The 13758-nt window shown below is 69.1% G+C and carries 16 protein-coding genes; 11 read left to right on the top strand and 5 right to left on the bottom strand.

Going from position 1 to position 13758, the window contains the following annotated elements; all coding sequences use genetic code 11:
• Positions 1-5: 5 nt before the first annotated feature.
• A complete protein-coding gene (locus tag VYI76_RS07240) occupies positions 6-1394 on the top strand; it encodes a leucyl aminopeptidase family protein (RefSeq protein WP_326524099.1) in 1389 nt (462 codons plus the stop codon).
• A gap of 4 nt (positions 1395-1398) precedes the next feature.
• On the opposite strand, the gene VYI76_RS07235 is transcribed toward VYI76_RS07240, so the two are convergent.
• Together VYI76_RS07235 and tpiA are read right to left on the bottom strand one after the other, a co-directional pair.
• Positions 1399-1608 (bottom strand): hypothetical protein, encoded by a 210-nt coding sequence (locus VYI76_RS07235; RefSeq protein ID WP_326524098.1) that lies wholly within the window; start codon positions 1606-1608, stop codon positions 1399-1401.
• Positions 1609-1669: 61 nt separating this feature from the next.
• On the bottom strand, positions 1670-2416 hold the full coding sequence (gene tpiA / locus VYI76_RS07230) for a triose-phosphate isomerase (RefSeq protein WP_326524097.1): 747 nt from the start codon (positions 2414-2416) through the stop codon (positions 1670-1672).
• A gap of 98 nt (positions 2417-2514) precedes the next feature.
• Between tpiA and VYI76_RS07225 the strand changes: the two genes are divergently transcribed.
• Positions 2515-4455: a peptidylprolyl isomerase gene (locus tag VYI76_RS07225; protein WP_326524096.1), complete on the top strand. Its 1941-nt coding sequence runs from the start codon at positions 2515-2517 to the stop codon at positions 4453-4455.
• Between the two features lie 130 nt (positions 4456-4585).
• Entirely contained in the window at positions 4586-6073 is a 1488-nt protein-coding gene (locus VYI76_RS07220) for an anthranilate synthase component I family protein (RefSeq protein ID WP_326524095.1), read from the top strand.
• Between the two features lie 63 nt (positions 6074-6136).
• Here VYI76_RS07220 and VYI76_RS07215 read toward each other — a convergent pair whose 3' ends face one another.
• The gene (locus VYI76_RS07215) at positions 6137-6532 is read right to left on the bottom strand and encodes a hypothetical protein (protein ID WP_326524094.1); all 396 of its coding nucleotides are present in this window, start codon (positions 6530-6532) and stop codon (positions 6137-6139) included.
• Positions 6533-6557: 25 nt separating this feature from the next.
• The gene (locus VYI76_RS07210) at positions 6558-6965 is read right to left on the bottom strand and encodes a hypothetical protein (RefSeq protein ID WP_326524093.1); all 408 of its coding nucleotides are present in this window, start codon (positions 6963-6965) and stop codon (positions 6558-6560) included.
• Positions 6966-7079: 114 nt separating this feature from the next.
• Between VYI76_RS07210 and VYI76_RS07205 the strand changes: the two genes are divergently transcribed.
• The 4 genes from VYI76_RS07205 to moaC are packed head-to-tail and all read left to right on the top strand — an operon-like array spanning position 7080 to position 9911.
• Complete coding sequence (locus VYI76_RS07205) at positions 7080-7664, top strand: anthranilate synthase component II (RefSeq protein WP_326524092.1); 585 nt, start codon at positions 7080-7082, stop codon at positions 7662-7664.
• Positions 7661-8656, top strand: a complete 996-nt coding sequence (gene trpD, locus VYI76_RS07200) for an anthranilate phosphoribosyltransferase (protein WP_326524091.1) — start codon at positions 7661-7663, stop codon at positions 8654-8656. The genes VYI76_RS07205 and trpD overlap by 4 nt, the downstream gene beginning before the upstream one ends.
• Positions 8653-9438, top strand: a complete 786-nt coding sequence (gene trpC, locus VYI76_RS07195; RefSeq protein ID WP_326524090.1) for an indole-3-glycerol phosphate synthase TrpC — start codon at positions 8653-8655, stop codon at positions 9436-9438. The genes trpD and trpC overlap by 4 nt, the downstream gene beginning before the upstream one ends.
• Entirely contained in the window at positions 9435-9911 is a 477-nt protein-coding gene (gene moaC, locus VYI76_RS07190; protein ID WP_326524089.1) for a cyclic pyranopterin monophosphate synthase MoaC, read from the top strand. Before trpC ends, moaC begins: the two co-directional genes overlap by 4 nt.
• Before the next feature lie 58 nt (positions 9912-9969).
• On the opposite strand, the gene VYI76_RS07185 is transcribed toward moaC, so the two are convergent.
• Entirely contained in the window at positions 9970-10530 is a 561-nt protein-coding gene (locus tag VYI76_RS07185) for a YqgE/AlgH family protein (protein WP_326524088.1), read from the bottom strand.
• 123 nt (positions 10531-10653) lie between these two features.
• On the opposite strand from VYI76_RS07185, the gene VYI76_RS07180 reads away from it, so the two are divergent.
• From VYI76_RS07180 to VYI76_RS07165, 4 genes are all read left to right on the top strand, one after another.
• Positions 10654-11136 carry a peroxiredoxin gene (locus tag VYI76_RS07180; protein WP_326524087.1) on the top strand — a complete coding sequence of 161 codons (483 nt, stop codon included), beginning with the start codon at positions 10654-10656 and terminating at the stop codon, positions 11134-11136.
• Between the two features lie 111 nt (positions 11137-11247).
• Positions 11248-11571 carry a hypothetical protein gene (locus VYI76_RS07175; RefSeq protein ID WP_326524086.1) on the top strand — a complete coding sequence of 108 codons (324 nt, stop codon included), beginning with the start codon at positions 11248-11250 and terminating at the stop codon, positions 11569-11571.
• 86 nt (positions 11572-11657) lie between these two features.
• A complete protein-coding gene (locus tag VYI76_RS07170; protein ID WP_326524085.1) occupies positions 11658-13097 on the top strand; it encodes an AMP nucleosidase in 1440 nt (479 codons plus the stop codon).
• An 83-nt stretch (positions 13098-13180) separates the two neighbouring features.
• A complete protein-coding gene (locus VYI76_RS07165) occupies positions 13181-13723 on the top strand; it encodes a hypothetical protein (protein ID WP_326524084.1) in 543 nt (180 codons plus the stop codon).
• Positions 13724-13758 lie beyond the last annotated feature (35 nt).

Below are 13758 nucleotides of genomic sequence, written 5' to 3'. Positions count from 1 at the left end.
GCGCGATGACCGATTTCGCCGCCCTGCTCCAGCCCGATCGCGGCCAGCCCGCCCGTGACCTCCACGTCGTCCATCCCGATGACTGGGCCGACTGGCTCGCGGCACAGCCCGCGCGCGTGCGCTCCACCGTCGCCGCGCATGCGCTGACCGGCAAGCCGGGCAACGCCGCGATCCTGCCCGGCGACGGCGCGGAAGACTGGTCGGCGCTGCTCGTCTGCAATGAGGCGGAGACCTCGCCATGGCGCATCGCCAGTCGTGGCGCGGCGTTGCCCGAGGGGACATATCGCCTGGCAAACGGCGAACCGGGCGCGGCGATTCTCGGCTGGGCACTCGCGCAGCACCGCTTCGAACGCTACCGCAAGGACGATGGCGCAGGCGGCGCGCGCGTGCTGTTGACCAGCGATCCGGCGCGGATCGAACCCACCATCCGCATGGCACAGGCGATCGCCAAGGTCCGCGACCTGGTGAATCTGGGCGCCTCGGACCTTGGACCCGCCGAGATCGAGGCCGAGATCGCCGCGCTGGCAGACGCCCACGGCGCGACGCTGACCGTGACGAAGGGCCGCGAACTCGAAACCGGCTATCCGATGATCCACGCGGTCGGCCAGGCCGCGGCGAAGGGGCGCGAACCGCGGCTGATCGAGCTCGAATGGGGCAATCCCGCCCACCCACGCATCGCCATCGTCGGCAAGGGGGTGGCGTTCGATTCGGGCGGGCTCGACCTGAAACCCGCCGCCGGCATGCGCCTCATGAAGAAGGACATGGGCGGCGCGGCCCATGCCATCGCGCTGGCCGGACTGGTGATGGCCGAACGGCTGCCGGTACGACTCCACCTGCTGGTCCCGGCGGTCGAGAATGCGGTGTCGGGCAACGCCTTCAGACCCGGAGACGTGCTCGCCACGCGGAAAGGCCTGACGGTCGAGAACACCAATACCGACGCCGAAGGCCGGCTGATCCTGGGCGATGCGCTGACCAGGGCGGTGGAGGGCGAACCGGGCCTGATCCTGAACTTCGCGACGCTGACCGGGGCCGCGCGGGTCGCGCTGGGGCCGGACCTGCCACCGCTGTTCACCGATGACGAGGTGTTGGCCGCCGATCTGGCGGCAGCCGCCGCGGCCGAGCACGACCCCGTCTGGCGTCTGCCGCTGTGGGATGGATATGACGAGATGCTCAAGTCCGACATCGCCGACATGGTCAACGCGCCCGACGGCGGGTTCGCCGGCGCGATCACCGCCGCGCTGTTCCTGCGTCGCTTCGTGCCGAGGACTATACCGTGGGCGCACCTCGACGTCTTCGCGTGGCGTCCGACCGCCAAGGCCGGCCGTCCGAAGGGCGGCGAGGCCTATGCCCTGCGCGCGACGTGGCGGCTGCTGAAGGACCGCTACGGCAACTGAGGCTTCAAACCAGCGCCAGATTGGCGAGATCGCGCACCGACACGCCATAGGTCGCGCGGATATGATCGTGCAGCCGCTGCTTCGCCACGGCCATTGCCGCGAAGGCGGCTTCCTCCGCCGCTTCGGCCGAGCGATCGACGGTGAGCGGATCGGGGACGAGCGCCTCCCAACTACGCGCATGTGCCTGGGCGGCGGCGCGGACGGCTTCGATCAAGCTGCTGGCTTCACTCGACATAGAGGCGGTGAACGCGCGGGCAGCGAAAGAGATGCCCGCGTCAAAGCGCCGCCGCGGCGGTGATGATCGGCACGAACTTCGTCGCCGTAAGGCTCGCCCCGCCGACCAGCGCGCCGTCGACATTGTCGAGCGACAGGATCGCAGCCGCATTGTCGCCGGTCACCGACCCGCCATAGAGGATGCGCACGCCATCGGCGCGATCGCCGATCATCTGGCGCATCTTGGCGCGCGCGATGGCGTGGATCGATGCGATCTCGTCCATCGTCGGGGTGCGACCCGTACCGATCGCCCAGCGCGGTTCGTAGGCGAGCGTCAGCCATGATCCGTCGGCGTCGTCGGGCAGCGACTTTTCGACCTGCGCCTGCACCACGCGCTCGGCGCGGCCGGCGTCGCGCTCGGCCTCGGTCTCGCCGCAGCACAGGATGACGGTAAGACCGTTGCGGTGCGCGGCGGCCGATTTGGCCCAGGCGTCATGGCTGGTCTCATGCTGGTCGCCGCGTCGCTCGCTGTGGCCGACGATGGTGAAGACCGCGCCGGCCTCCCGCACCTGCGCGGCGGAGGTGCAGCCGGTGTGCGCGCCCTTGTCGGCGTCGTGCACGTCCTGCGCGCCGATCGCCAGCCCCGGCACGCGCTCGGCGGCACGCTCGATCAGGGTAAAGGGCACCGCGACCGCCACATCGACAGCAGGATTGGCGGAAGCGGCGGCGGCGATGCCGTTCAGCTCCGCCAGCGCCGCGCGGTTGCCGTTCATCTTCCAGTTGCCCGCCACCAGCTTGCGCCGCATCATGAAGCCTCCCGCTGCAAAATATCGTCTGCGGACCGGATAGCGTCGTGCACGCGCGCCGCAAGCTTGATGCTCCTCGCGCGGCAAACTAAGGCAGCGGCATGCTTTCCGGAATCCGCACCGCCATCAACTCGACCGTCGGCAAGATCGTCGCCCTTGGCGTCCTCGTCGTCATCGCGATCGCCTTCGCCGCGGGCGACATCACCAACGTCCGTGGATCGAACCAGGCGAGCGGCGGCGCAGCCGTCTCGATCGGCCGCACCGGCGTGGGCGAGGCCGAGATCCGACAGGATGTGCAGACCGCCTTTTCCGGCGTTCGCCAGCAACAGCCGACGCTCGACATGGCGACCTTCGTCACGCAGGGCGGTTTCGACCAGGTGCTCGATCGCACGATCAACGGGCTTGCTCTTGAAGCATTCGGCGAGAAGGTCGGGCTTGCGGCCAGCAAGCGCGCGGTGGACGGAGAGATCGCCTCCATCCCCGCCTTCCAGGGCTTCGACGGCAAGTTCAGCCAGACCGCCTATGACACCGTGCTCAAGCAGCAGCAGCTGACCGATCGCGGCCTGCGTACCGACATCGCGCGCGACATGATCGCCCGCCAGCTGCTCGCCCCGACCGCGGGCGCCGCGCAGGTGCCGGCACAGCTGGCCCTCCCCTATGCCTCGTTGCTGCTCGAACGGCGTCAGGGCAGCGTCGGCTTCATCCCCGTTTCCGCGCTGGGCACCGGCACGGCGCCGACAGACCAGGAACTGCAGGCCTATTTCACCCGCCAGCGCGCGCGCTACACCATCCCGGAACGCCGCGTGGTGCGCTATGCGATCATCCGCGCGGCCGAAATCGCGGAGGGCGCCAAGCCGACCGCGGCGGAAATCGCCAAGGCCTATGCCGAAAACAGCGCGCGATTCGCCGCGCGGGAAAAGCGGTCGATCACCCAGATCGTGATCGCGGATCAGGGCGCCGCCAACCAGCTCGCCGCGAAGGTGAAGGGCGGCACGGCGATGGCCGATGCCGCGCGCGCCGCCGGGCTGGAAGCAGCGGTGATCCCCGCCAGCGAAAAGGCCGCGCTGGCGACCCAGACCAGCGCGGGCATCGCCGACGCCGCCTTCGCCGCAGAACGTGGCGCGGTTGTTGGGCCGGCGCGCTCGCCGCTCGGCTGGCACGTCGTCCGCGTCGATTCGGTCGAGGCGATCCCGGCGAAGACGCTCGAACAGGCGACGCCGGAGCTGACCGCCGAACTCGGCAAGGTGAAGGGGCAGGAGGCACTCTCGGCGCTGCACGACAAGCTCGACGACGCGATCTCGAACCGCGCGACCTTCGACGAGGTGATCGCCGACAGCAAGCTGACCGCGCAGGCAACCAAGCCGCTGGTCGCGGGCGGCATCGATCCCGACGCGCCCGCCCAGCCCGACCCGCTGGTCGCGCTGATGACCCAGGCCGCCTTCGCATCCGAACCCGGCGATTCGCCGCAGCTGGTGCAGGTCGACGCCGACGGCAGCTTCGCCGTGGTCGGCATCGGAGAGGTCCGCCCTGCCGCGCCGCCGCCGCTCGGCACGATCCGCCAGCGCGTCGCGCAGGATCTCGTGATCGACCGCAACCTGCGCGCCGCCCGCGCGCTGGCCGTCGCCGCCGTCGCGAAGATCGACAAGGGCACGCCGATCGCGACCGCGATGCAGCAGACCAATCTGAAGCTGCCCCCGCTCCAGTCGCTCAACGCGACGCGTGCGGAACTCGCCCGTCCGGGCGGCCAGTTGCCGCCGCCGATCGCGCTGATGTTCTCGATGGCGTCGAAGCGCGCGAAGATGCTGGAGGCGCCCAATCGCGGCGGCTGGTACGTCGTCTATCTGGACGCGATCCAGGAAGGCAACGCGCGCGGCAATGCGGCGCTGATCGCCTCGACCCGCCAGGGCCTGGGCAGCGTCAGCGGTCGCGAGTTCACCGAACAGTTCACCGCCGCCGTGCGGGGCGAAGTGGGTGTGAAGCGCAACGACGCGGTGCTGTCGAAGCTGCGGAGCGACCTGGCCGGCAGCGGCGCGGCGAACTAGGCGCGAGCCGCACAGCGCGCGCCCGAGTGGCCGACACCCCCGGTCGCCCTGAGCTTGTCGAAGGGCTGCCCTTCTTCTTCGAGGAAGAAAATACAGTGCTTCGACAAGCTCAGCACGAACGGCCGGTACAATGACCATGGGCCTGTCCGCCGCCCACACCGCCCTTGCCGCCGGCCGTCCCGCGCTGCTGTGGCGGCGGCAGGTCGCGGATACCGAAACACCGGTCGCCGCCGCGCTGAAGCTGATCGAGCCGGGGCGCGGCGACTTCCTGCTCGAATCGGTCGAGGGCGGGTCGGTGCGTGGGCGGCACAGCCTGATCGGCCTCGCCCCAGATCTCGTCTTCCGCGCGAACGGGCATGCGGCGGAGGTCAACCCGCACTGGCTGACCAATCGCGACGCCTTCGCGCCCGCCGACAAGCCAACGCTCCCCGCGCTGCGCGATCTCGTCGCGGCGTGCCGGATGGACGTGCCGCCCGAACTGCCGCGCGCACTCGCCTGCCTGGTCGGCTATTTCGGATATGAGACGGTCGGGCTGGTCGAGAAACTGCCGCGCGCCGCGCCGAGCCCGATCGGCCTGCCCGACATGATCTTCGTGCGGCCGACCGTGCTGCTGGTGTTCGACCGGCTGGCCGACACGTTGTTCCTGGTCGCGCCGGTATGGCCGGGCGGATCGGTCGAGGCGGCCGAGGAGCGGCTCGACGCCGTCGCCGCGCGGCTGGCCGGCACGCCGCTGCCCCCACCGGCCCGCGCGGAGCATCCGCCGGTCGAGCCGACGCCCGTCCTGCCCGCTGGGCGCTACGGCGAGATGGTCACGGCGGCTAAGGACTATATCGTCGCCGGCGACGTGTTTCAGGTGGTACTCGCCCAGCGCTTCACAGCGCCCTTCGCGCTGCCGCCGTTCGAGCTTTATCGTTCGCTGCGCCGCGTGAACCCTTCGCCGTTCCTCTATCACCTCGACCTGCCGGGCTTCGCACTGACGGGGTCGAGCCCAGAGATTCTCGTCCGCGTGCGCGACGGCGAGGTGACGATCCGCCCCATCGCCGGCACCCGGCCGCGTGGGCAGACAGCCGCCGAGGACGAGGACAATCGTGCCAGCCTGCTCGCCGACCCCAAGGAACGCGCCGAGCATCTTATGCTGCTCGATCTCGGCCGCAACGACGTGGGCCGCGTCGCCGCCGCCGGCACGGTCAAGGTGACCGACAGCTATTCGGTCGAGTTCTACAGCCACGTCATGCACATCGTGTCGAACGTGGTGGGCGGCCTGCGCGGCGACGCCGACGCGCTCGACGCGCTCTTCGCGGGCTTTCCGGCGGGCACCGTCAGCGGCGCGCCAAAGGTCCGCGCCTGCCAGATCATCGCCGAACTGGAGCCGGAGGCGCGCGGCGCCTATGCCGGCGGCGTCGGCTATTTCTCGCCCGACGGCAGTATGGACAGCTGCATCGTGCTGCGGACGGCCGTGGTCAAGGACGGCATCCTCCATGCCCAGGCCGGCGCCGGCATCGTCGCCGACAGCGATCCAGAATACGAACAGCGCGAATGCGAGGCCAAGGCCGGTGCACTGTTCGCCGCCGCGCGCGAGGCGGTGGCGCGGGCGGGCGAAGGGCGGTTCGGGCAGTAGTTCTACGCGGCAAATAGATACGGGCTTCGGGCCTAAGGCACTCCGGCGCTCCTCGTGATGTCTCTAACGGGTAACGGCTTCGTAGGTTATCCGTACACCATCGACTTCGCCGGCGTTCTGGAACACGCGCGATTTGCTGTCGTATCGGACGAGCAACTCCGCCTCCCCCAGCCATCGGACTTCTGCCCACGGCCCGCCCTGCGTCGTCGCCAGAGCGGCGCCGCCATTATCGTCTGCCCGAAAGACATTGCCCGCGCCGAAAGCCATCTCTCCCGCTTTCACGATCGAAATCTGGGTGGAATAGCCGGTCGTCGCACCGCAGCTTCTGGAGAATAAGGCGACTTCGCGCCCACCGTCGACCGACGGCAGCGGCTGCTTCCCGCGGTTGGTGCAGGTTTCGGAACACGCTCCGAGGGCGAAAAACGTAACTGCGGCGAGCGTAGACCTCACGTATTTCATAAATGAGGATATGCCTCGCACCCAATTAATCGTTCGGATCGACCGGCTGCCCGTTGGCCTTCGCACGCATTTCCGCCGACCAAGCCTCCGCCGCCGCCTGTGCGCAGCCGGTCTGGCCGTTCGAGCCGATCGGCGAGCAGCTGCCCGGCAGGACGCGGCGGTTGTCCTGCATCACGCGTTCCATGCGCACCGCGTGCGAGGTGCTCTGCACCGTCGTCTTGGGTTCGGCGCGCAGGGCCTTGGGGATGCGATATTGTTCCTGATCCTGCGGCGCGCAGACGATCACCTCGTCCTTCGTCGAGGGCGGGCAGGGTTCTCCGGGCTTGACCTGGACGCTGCGGATGCGCTGCGGTGGCGCGCCGGCATCGTCCTGCGCGGTCGCGAGCGTCGGCGTGGCGATAACGGCGGCGGCCAGCATCAGTCGGATCATCATCACGCGCACTCCTGACGGGCACCCATATACGGTTCGGGCGCCCAGTTTTTCTATCAACGCGTCGAATGCGGCGAATGTTGCGCCTTCGCAAGGCTCGGCTATGGCGAGGGCGCCATGATCCTCGTCATCGACAATTACGACAGCTTCACCTGGAACCTCGTCCATTACCTGATGGACCTGGGGGTGGAGGTGCGGGTGGAGCGCAACGACGCGCTGACCGCCGCCGAGGCGCTGGCGACGCGCGCGCGCGCGATCCTTCTGTCGCCAGGCCCCTGCACACCCGACGAGGCGGGGATCAGCCTCGACATCGTCGCCGCCTGTGCGGCCGCCGCCATGCCGCTGCTGGGCGTGTGCCTGGGCCACCAGTCGATCGGCCAGCATTTCGGTGGGCGGGTGGTGCGCGGCGGGCTGATGCACGGCAAGACCAGCGCGGTGACGCATGACGGCAACGGGGTGTTCGACGGCCTGCCCTCCCCCTTCACCGCAACGCGCTATCACAGCCTGGTGGTGGAGGACGTGCCCGACTGCCTGGTCGCCAACGCCCATGCGGACGGGCTTGTGATGGGCCTGCGCCATCGCGACCTGCCGATCCACGGCGTCCAGTTCCACCCCGAAAGCATCGCCACCGAACACGGCCACGCGATGCTCGCCAATTTCCTCGAGCTGGCCGGGCTTCCCCATCGAAAGCTGGCGGCATGACGTCATTTGCCCCCCTCCCCGATCCATCGACGCCGCTCGCCCGCGAGAGCGCGGCGCAGGCCTTCGCCGACCTGCTCGACGGACGGACGACCGAGGATGCGATCGCCGCGTTCCTGATCGGACTGACCGAACGCGGCGAGACCAGCATCGAGATCGCCGAAGCCGCGCGTGCCCTCCGCGAGCGCCTGATCCCGATTGGCGCACCACCGGGCACGATCGACGTCTGCGGCACCGGCGGCGACGGGCACCATACGCTCAACGTGTCGACCGCCGTCAGCCTGGTCGTCGCCGCATGCGGCGTGCCGGTCGCCAAACACGGCAACCGCGCCGCATCGTCCAAGGCGGGCGCCGCCGACACGCTGGAGGCGCTGGGCCTCGACATGGCGCGCGCCGGGGCGATGGCGGAGGCGACGCTCGCCGACCTCGGCATCTGCTTCCTGTTCGCGGGCAATCACCACCCGGCGATGAAGCGAATCCAGCCGATCCGCCAGCGGATCGGGCGCCGCACGATCTTCAACCTGATGGGGCCGCTCGCCAATCCCGCGCGCGTCACCCGCCAGCTGATCGGCATCGCGCGGCCCGACTACGTCCGGGTCTATGCCGAGGCGATGGCGGCACTGGGCGCGGAAGGCGCCGCGATCGTCTCCGGCGAGGAGGGACTGGACGAGGTGTCGGGCGCCGGCCCGACAGTCGTCAGCGCGGTCGGCGACGTATCGCTGCCCGCGCGGATCTTGCCCGAGGATGCCGGCCTGCCCCGCAGCCCGCTGTTGGACATTCGCGGCGGCGACCCCGCCTATAACGCAACGGCGTTGCGCCGACTGCTCGGAGGCGAGGCAGGCGCCTATCGCGACGCCGTTCTGCTCAACGCCGCCGCCGCGCTGGTGATCGCGCGCGCCGCGCCTAATCTGGTCGATGGCGCAGCGCTGGCCGGCGAAGCGCTCGACAGCGGCAAGGCCGGCGCCCTGCTCGATGCCTGGATCGCCTATTCATGACGACGATGCTCGATACAATCCTGGCCACCAAGCGCGAGGAAGTCGCCGCCCGCCGGCAGGCGACGTCTCTAGCCGACCTGGGGGCAAAGGCGCTGGCGCAGACGCCGCCGCGCGGTTTCCGCCGCGCGCTCGATGCCAAGGCACGGGACGGCTACGGCCTGATCGCGGAAATCAAGAAAGCATCGCCGTCCAAGGGATTGATTCGCGAAGATTTCGATCCACCGGCCCACGCCCGCGCCTATGAGGCCGGGGGCGCCGCCTGCCTGTCGGTCCTCACCGACGCGCCCTATTTTCAGGGGCATGAAGACTATCTGGTCGCCGCACGTGCGGCATGCCGGCTGCCGGTGCTGCGCAAGGATTTCATGGTCGATCCCTGGCAGGCGCTGGAAGCGCGCGCGATCGGCGCCGACGCGATCCTCATCATCGTCGCCGCGCTGGACGACGGCGCAATGGCGGAGATCGAGGACGCCGCGATCGGGCTGGGCATGGACGTGCTGATCGAGGTGCACGACGCCGACGAACTCGATCGCGCGCTGAAACTCCGCTCGCGGCTGATCGGAGTGAACAACCGCAATCTCAAGGATTTCACGGTCGATTTTGCACACACGTATGAACTTATCGGGCGCGCGCCCGAGGGGTGCAGCTTCGTCGCCGAAAGCGGCCTCGCGAACCGCGCCGATCTCGACATGATGGCCGAGCATGGCGTGCGGTGCTTCCTGATCGGCGAGGCGCTGATGCGGCACGCCGATGTCGAGGCGGCGACGCGCGGGATGATCGGGTGACCCGCCTCACCCACCTCGACGACGCCGGGGCCGCGCGCATGGTGGATGTCGGCGGCAAGCCGGTCACGCAGCGTCGCGCGGTGGCGCGCGGTCGGATTGCGATGTCCGCTGCCGCGCTCGCCGCGATACGCGACGGTGCGGTAGCCAAGGGCGACGTGCTCGCCACCGCGCGGATCGCCGGCATCATGGCGGCGAAGCGCACCGCCGACCTGATCCCGCTGTGCCACCCGCTGCCGCTGGGCAGCGTGACGATCGACCTCGTACTCGACGACAGCGGCCTCACCGCCACCGCCACCGCCACGACCGATGCCAAGACAGGCGTGGAGATGGAGGCGCTGACGGCAGCGTCCGTCGCGTTGCTCACCGTCTACGACATGGCAAAGGCGATCGATAAGGCGATGGTTATCCATGATATCCGCCTGATCGAGAAGACCGGCGGCAAATCGGGTGACTGGCGCGCCGACGTCGCCTGATATGTTCGGGGCCTGATACGCTCGGGGCCTGATACGCTCGGGGCGTGATACGCTCGGGTCAGGCCCTGCCCGTCGTCGCCGCCAGCAGGCGCGGATTGATCCCGGCGCCGGCGAATCCAGCCTCCCAGCGATCGTCCGCCGCGCGATCGAACAGTAAGGCGTCGTCGCCCGCGACGTTGAACCAGCCGTGGCGCGTCATTTCGCCGTCGAGCTGCCCCTCGCCCCAGCCGGCATAGCCCAACGCCGGCACCCAGCGCGCCGGGCCGGTGCCCGCGGCGATCGCCTTCAGCACGTCGAGCGTGCCCGACAGTACCCAGCGCCCGGCGACGTCGACCGAATCGGCGCCCGACCAGTCGCGCGAATGCAGCACGAAGCCGCGCCGCGGCTCGCATGGTCCGCCCAGGCACACCGGCACGTCGGGCGTCATGCCGGGATCGATATCGAGCTGCTTGAGCACGTCGTGGAAGCTCAGCCCGTCGAGCACGCTGCCCAGTCCGATGCCCAGCGCGCCGTTTTCGTCGTGGCTGCACATCGCGATCACCGCGCGGTCAAAGCGCGGGTCACCGATACCGGGCATCGCCAGCAGGAACTGTCCGGTCAGGAAGATCGCGGTCTGCATAGGGGACGTAACATAGGCCGCCCCGCCCGGTGCCGCCACCGCTTGAAAAAACCGCAGCGTCGTCCAGATGGGAGCGCAGACCCGCCGTGCCGATCCCGCGCGCCGGGCGAAAGGAGCATTTCCATGACGATCAAGGTTGGCGACCGCATCCCCAGCGTCGGCTTCGCGAAGGCGACCGAGAACGGGCCGGAGGGCGTGAGTTCGGATGATTTCTTCGCCGGCCGCCGCGTCGCGCTGTTCTCCGTCCCCGGCGCCTACACGCCTACCTGCTCGGCCAAACACCTGCCCGGCTTCCTCGACAAGGCGGAGGACCTGAAGGCCAAGGGCGTTGACGAGATCGCGTGCACCGCGGTGAACGACGCCTTCGTGCTCGGCGCGTGGAGCCAGGCCAACGAGGCGAACGGCAAGGTCACGATGCTGGCCGACGGCAACGGCGATTTCGCGCGTGCGACCGGCCTGACGATGGACGGGTCGAAGTTCGGGTTGGGCACGCGCGGCCAGCGGTTCTCGATGCTGGTCAATGACGGTGTCGTCGAGCAGCTGAACGTCGAGGCACCCGGCGAATTCAAGGTCAGCACCGCCGAACACTTGCTCGAGCAAATGTAATCGGACCGCCCCGGCCGGCAACGTGCGGCCGGGGCACACCTTGCCGGGAACTCCCGGCACGTCCCGGCGGTTATTTCCCGTCCGTTCCGAACAAAAGGGAGCAACCTTCCGATGACCGATACCACCGCCACATTCGACACCACTGCCAAAATCGCGGCGACCGAGGAGCAGAGCCGGCTCGACAGGCTGACCAATACCACCGCCGAGGAGCGCCAGGCGTTCGTCAACAAGGCGCAGGAGACATTGGCGAGCGCGGTCCACACCGCGGTCGATGCCGTCAAGGCGAACCCCAGGACTGCCGCGGCGATCGCCGCCGGGGCGACCGCGGCCGTCGCCGGCGCAGCTTATGGCGCAACGAGGCTGGGCAAGACCAAATCGACCACCGCGACGACGCGCAAGGCTCCCGCCAGGCGAACCGCCGCCACCAAGAAGTAACCGCCGGGTCGCCGCGCTCGTCCGGGGCGCGGCGGCTGTCCTGCCGCCGTCTTGCCAGCGTAACGATCGCGCCGTAACGCTGTTAGATGACTCAAGCATCGCATATCATCGCCGAGCTCGACCGCCTCTACGCTGCGTCGGTCGAGCGCCTGAAATCGGCCCTCACCCGCTATCTGACCGATGGAACGCCCCCCCCGCCCGAGGCGCGGCTGGACGGATCGTTCGCCTATCCAGAAATCCGCCTGACCTATCGATCCGGCCCTGATCGCCCGGCGCCGCTCCGCTCGTTCGGGCGGCTCGTAACGCCCGGCGAATATGCCATCAGCGTCACCAAGCCGGCGATCTTCGCCGATTACCTGATCGAACAGTTGACCCTGCTGATCGAAGATTACGACGTCGAGGTGCGCGCGGCAGAGGGGCGGCAGGAAATACCCTTTCCCTATGTCCTCGATCCCGGCCACGCGCTCGCGCTCGACGAGGTGTCCGCGCTCGAACTGGCGCGGCATTTCCCCGCAACCGAGCTGGCGCACATCGGGGACGAGATCGCCGACGGAATCTGGGAAACAGTCGACGGCCTGCGCCCGCTCGCGCTGTTCGACGGGCTGCGTACGGACTTCAGCCTCGCGCGGCTGCGGCACTACACCGGCACGCCGCCCGAGCATGTCCAGCGCTATGTGCTGTTCACCAATTACCACCGCTACGTCGACGAATTCGTCCGCTGGGGCGCCTCGCAACTGACCGAGGGCTCGCGTTTCACCGCCCTGTCCGGCGCGGGCGGCATCGTCATCACCTCGCCCGACGAAGTGGAGAAGATCGCCGGCGACAACAGCGCGTGGCGGCGGCACCAGATGCCGGCCTATCACCTGATGGCCGCCGACGGCACCGGCATCACTTTGGTCAACATCGGCGTCGGCCCGTCGAACGCCAAGACGATCTGCGACCACCTTGCCGTCATGCGGCCCGAGGCTTGGCTGATGATCGGCCATTGCGGCGGTCTGCGCCCCAGCCAGCGGATCGGCGATTATGTGCTCGCCCACGCCTATCTGCGCGACGACCATGTACTCGACGACGTGTTGCCGCCCGAGATCCCCGTCCCGGCGATCGCCGAGGTGCAGGTCGCTATGGCAAAGGCGGCGGCGACGGTTTCGGGTCAGTCGGGCGAAGAGCTCAAGCGCCGCCTGCGCACCGGCACGATCGTGACGACCGACGATCGCAACTGGGAATTGCGCTTCACCTCGTCGGCTCTGCGCTTCTCGCTCAGCCGGGCGGTGGGCATCGACATGGAATCGGCGACGATCGCCGCGCAAGGGTATCGCTTCCGCGTTCCGTACGGCACGTTGCTGTGCGTGTCGGACAAGCCGTTGCACGGCGAACTCAAGCTGCCGGGCCAGGCCAACCGCTTCTACGAACGCGCGATCAACGAGCATATGCGGATCGGCATCGAGACGTGCGAGGAGTTGCGCCGCGAGGGGCCGAAGCTGCACAGCCGCAAGCTACGCGCGTTCAGCGAGCCGCCGTTCCGGTGATTTCGCGCCTGAAACGAGATTGACTCGGAAACCCTTTTGCGATTGCGCGTTGGGGGCGAAACGATTCTCACCGGAGCAGATATATGGCCGACACGCCCAAGCCCCCCGCCCCGCCCCGCCGCAAGGCCGCGACCGGCACCCGCAAGACCACGCGGGCCACGCCGCGCGCGCCCAAGGCACCCGCCGCCGCGTCTGACGCCGTAGAGGCCTCCAAGGTGAAGGCGCCAACCGCGCTCAAGGCCCCGGCCCGGCGCGGCAGGCCGCCAAAGGCCGCTGCCGCAGCCCAGGCATCCCCTGCAACCCGCGCCAGAGCAGCCGCCAAGTCGCTTGCCGGCAAGGTAGGCGACACAACCTCCACCGCGGCGCGCAAGGTAAGCGACACCGCCACCAGCGCCGCCCGCAAGGTTGCCGACACCGCCAGCACGGCGCAACAGACGGTCGCCGATTCGGCTCCGGCACAGTTCGTGTCCGACACGCGCGAGCGGATGGGTGATCGCAATTTCTTCGCCGCCCTGATCGGCGGGGTGGCGGCGATCGGCGCCGCGGTAGGCGGCATCCTCTACGCGCTGCGCGACGGCAACCCACAAGGCCCGCAGTCCAAGGGCAAGAAACCGCCGAAGGCGTGATCCGCAGCCGTGCTTCCGCCGATGCGGGAGCACGG

It is taken from the genome of Sphingomonas sp. (assembly GCF_035910975.1).
Classification (GTDB): domain Bacteria; phylum Pseudomonadota; class Alphaproteobacteria; order Sphingomonadales; family Sphingomonadaceae; genus Sphingomonas.
Note: the sequence above shows the minus strand (reverse complement) of the source record. Positions and strands in the feature narration are given on the sequence as shown.

Coding starts and splice junctions, on each gene's coding strand:
- VYI76_RS07240 (WP_326524099.1), top strand. CDS start 6: ATGACCGATTTCGCCGCCCTGCTCCAGCCCGATCGCGGCCAGCCCGCC.
- tpiA (WP_326524097.1), bottom strand. CDS start 2,416: ATGATGCGGCGCAAGCTGGTGGCGGGCAACTGGAAGATGAACGGCAAC.
- VYI76_RS07225 (WP_326524096.1), top strand. CDS start 2,515: ATGCTTTCCGGAATCCGCACCGCCATCAACTCGACCGTCGGCAAGATC.
- VYI76_RS07220 (WP_326524095.1), top strand. CDS start 4,586: ATGACCATGGGCCTGTCCGCCGCCCACACCGCCCTTGCCGCCGGCCGT.
- VYI76_RS07215 (WP_326524094.1), bottom strand. CDS start 6,532: ATGAAATACGTGAGGTCTACGCTCGCCGCAGTTACGTTTTTCGCCCTC.
- VYI76_RS07210 (WP_326524093.1), bottom strand. CDS start 6,965: ATGATGATCCGACTGATGCTGGCCGCCGCCGTTATCGCCACGCCGACG.
- VYI76_RS07205 (WP_326524092.1), top strand. CDS start 7,080: ATGATCCTCGTCATCGACAATTACGACAGCTTCACCTGGAACCTCGTC.
- trpD (WP_326524091.1), top strand. CDS start 7,661: ATGACGTCATTTGCCCCCCTCCCCGATCCATCGACGCCGCTCGCCCGC.
- trpC (WP_326524090.1), top strand. CDS start 8,653: ATGACGACGATGCTCGATACAATCCTGGCCACCAAGCGCGAGGAAGTC.
- VYI76_RS07185 (WP_326524088.1), bottom strand. CDS start 10,530: ATGCAGACCGCGATCTTCCTGACCGGACAGTTCCTGCTGGCGATGCCC.
- VYI76_RS07180 (WP_326524087.1), top strand. CDS start 10,654: ATGACGATCAAGGTTGGCGACCGCATCCCCAGCGTCGGCTTCGCGAAG.
- VYI76_RS07175 (WP_326524086.1), top strand. CDS start 11,248: ATGACCGATACCACCGCCACATTCGACACCACTGCCAAAATCGCGGCG.
- VYI76_RS07170 (WP_326524085.1), top strand. CDS start 11,658: ATGACTCAAGCATCGCATATCATCGCCGAGCTCGACCGCCTCTACGCT.
- VYI76_RS07165 (WP_326524084.1), top strand. CDS start 13,181: ATGGCCGACACGCCCAAGCCCCCCGCCCCGCCCCGCCGCAAGGCCGCG.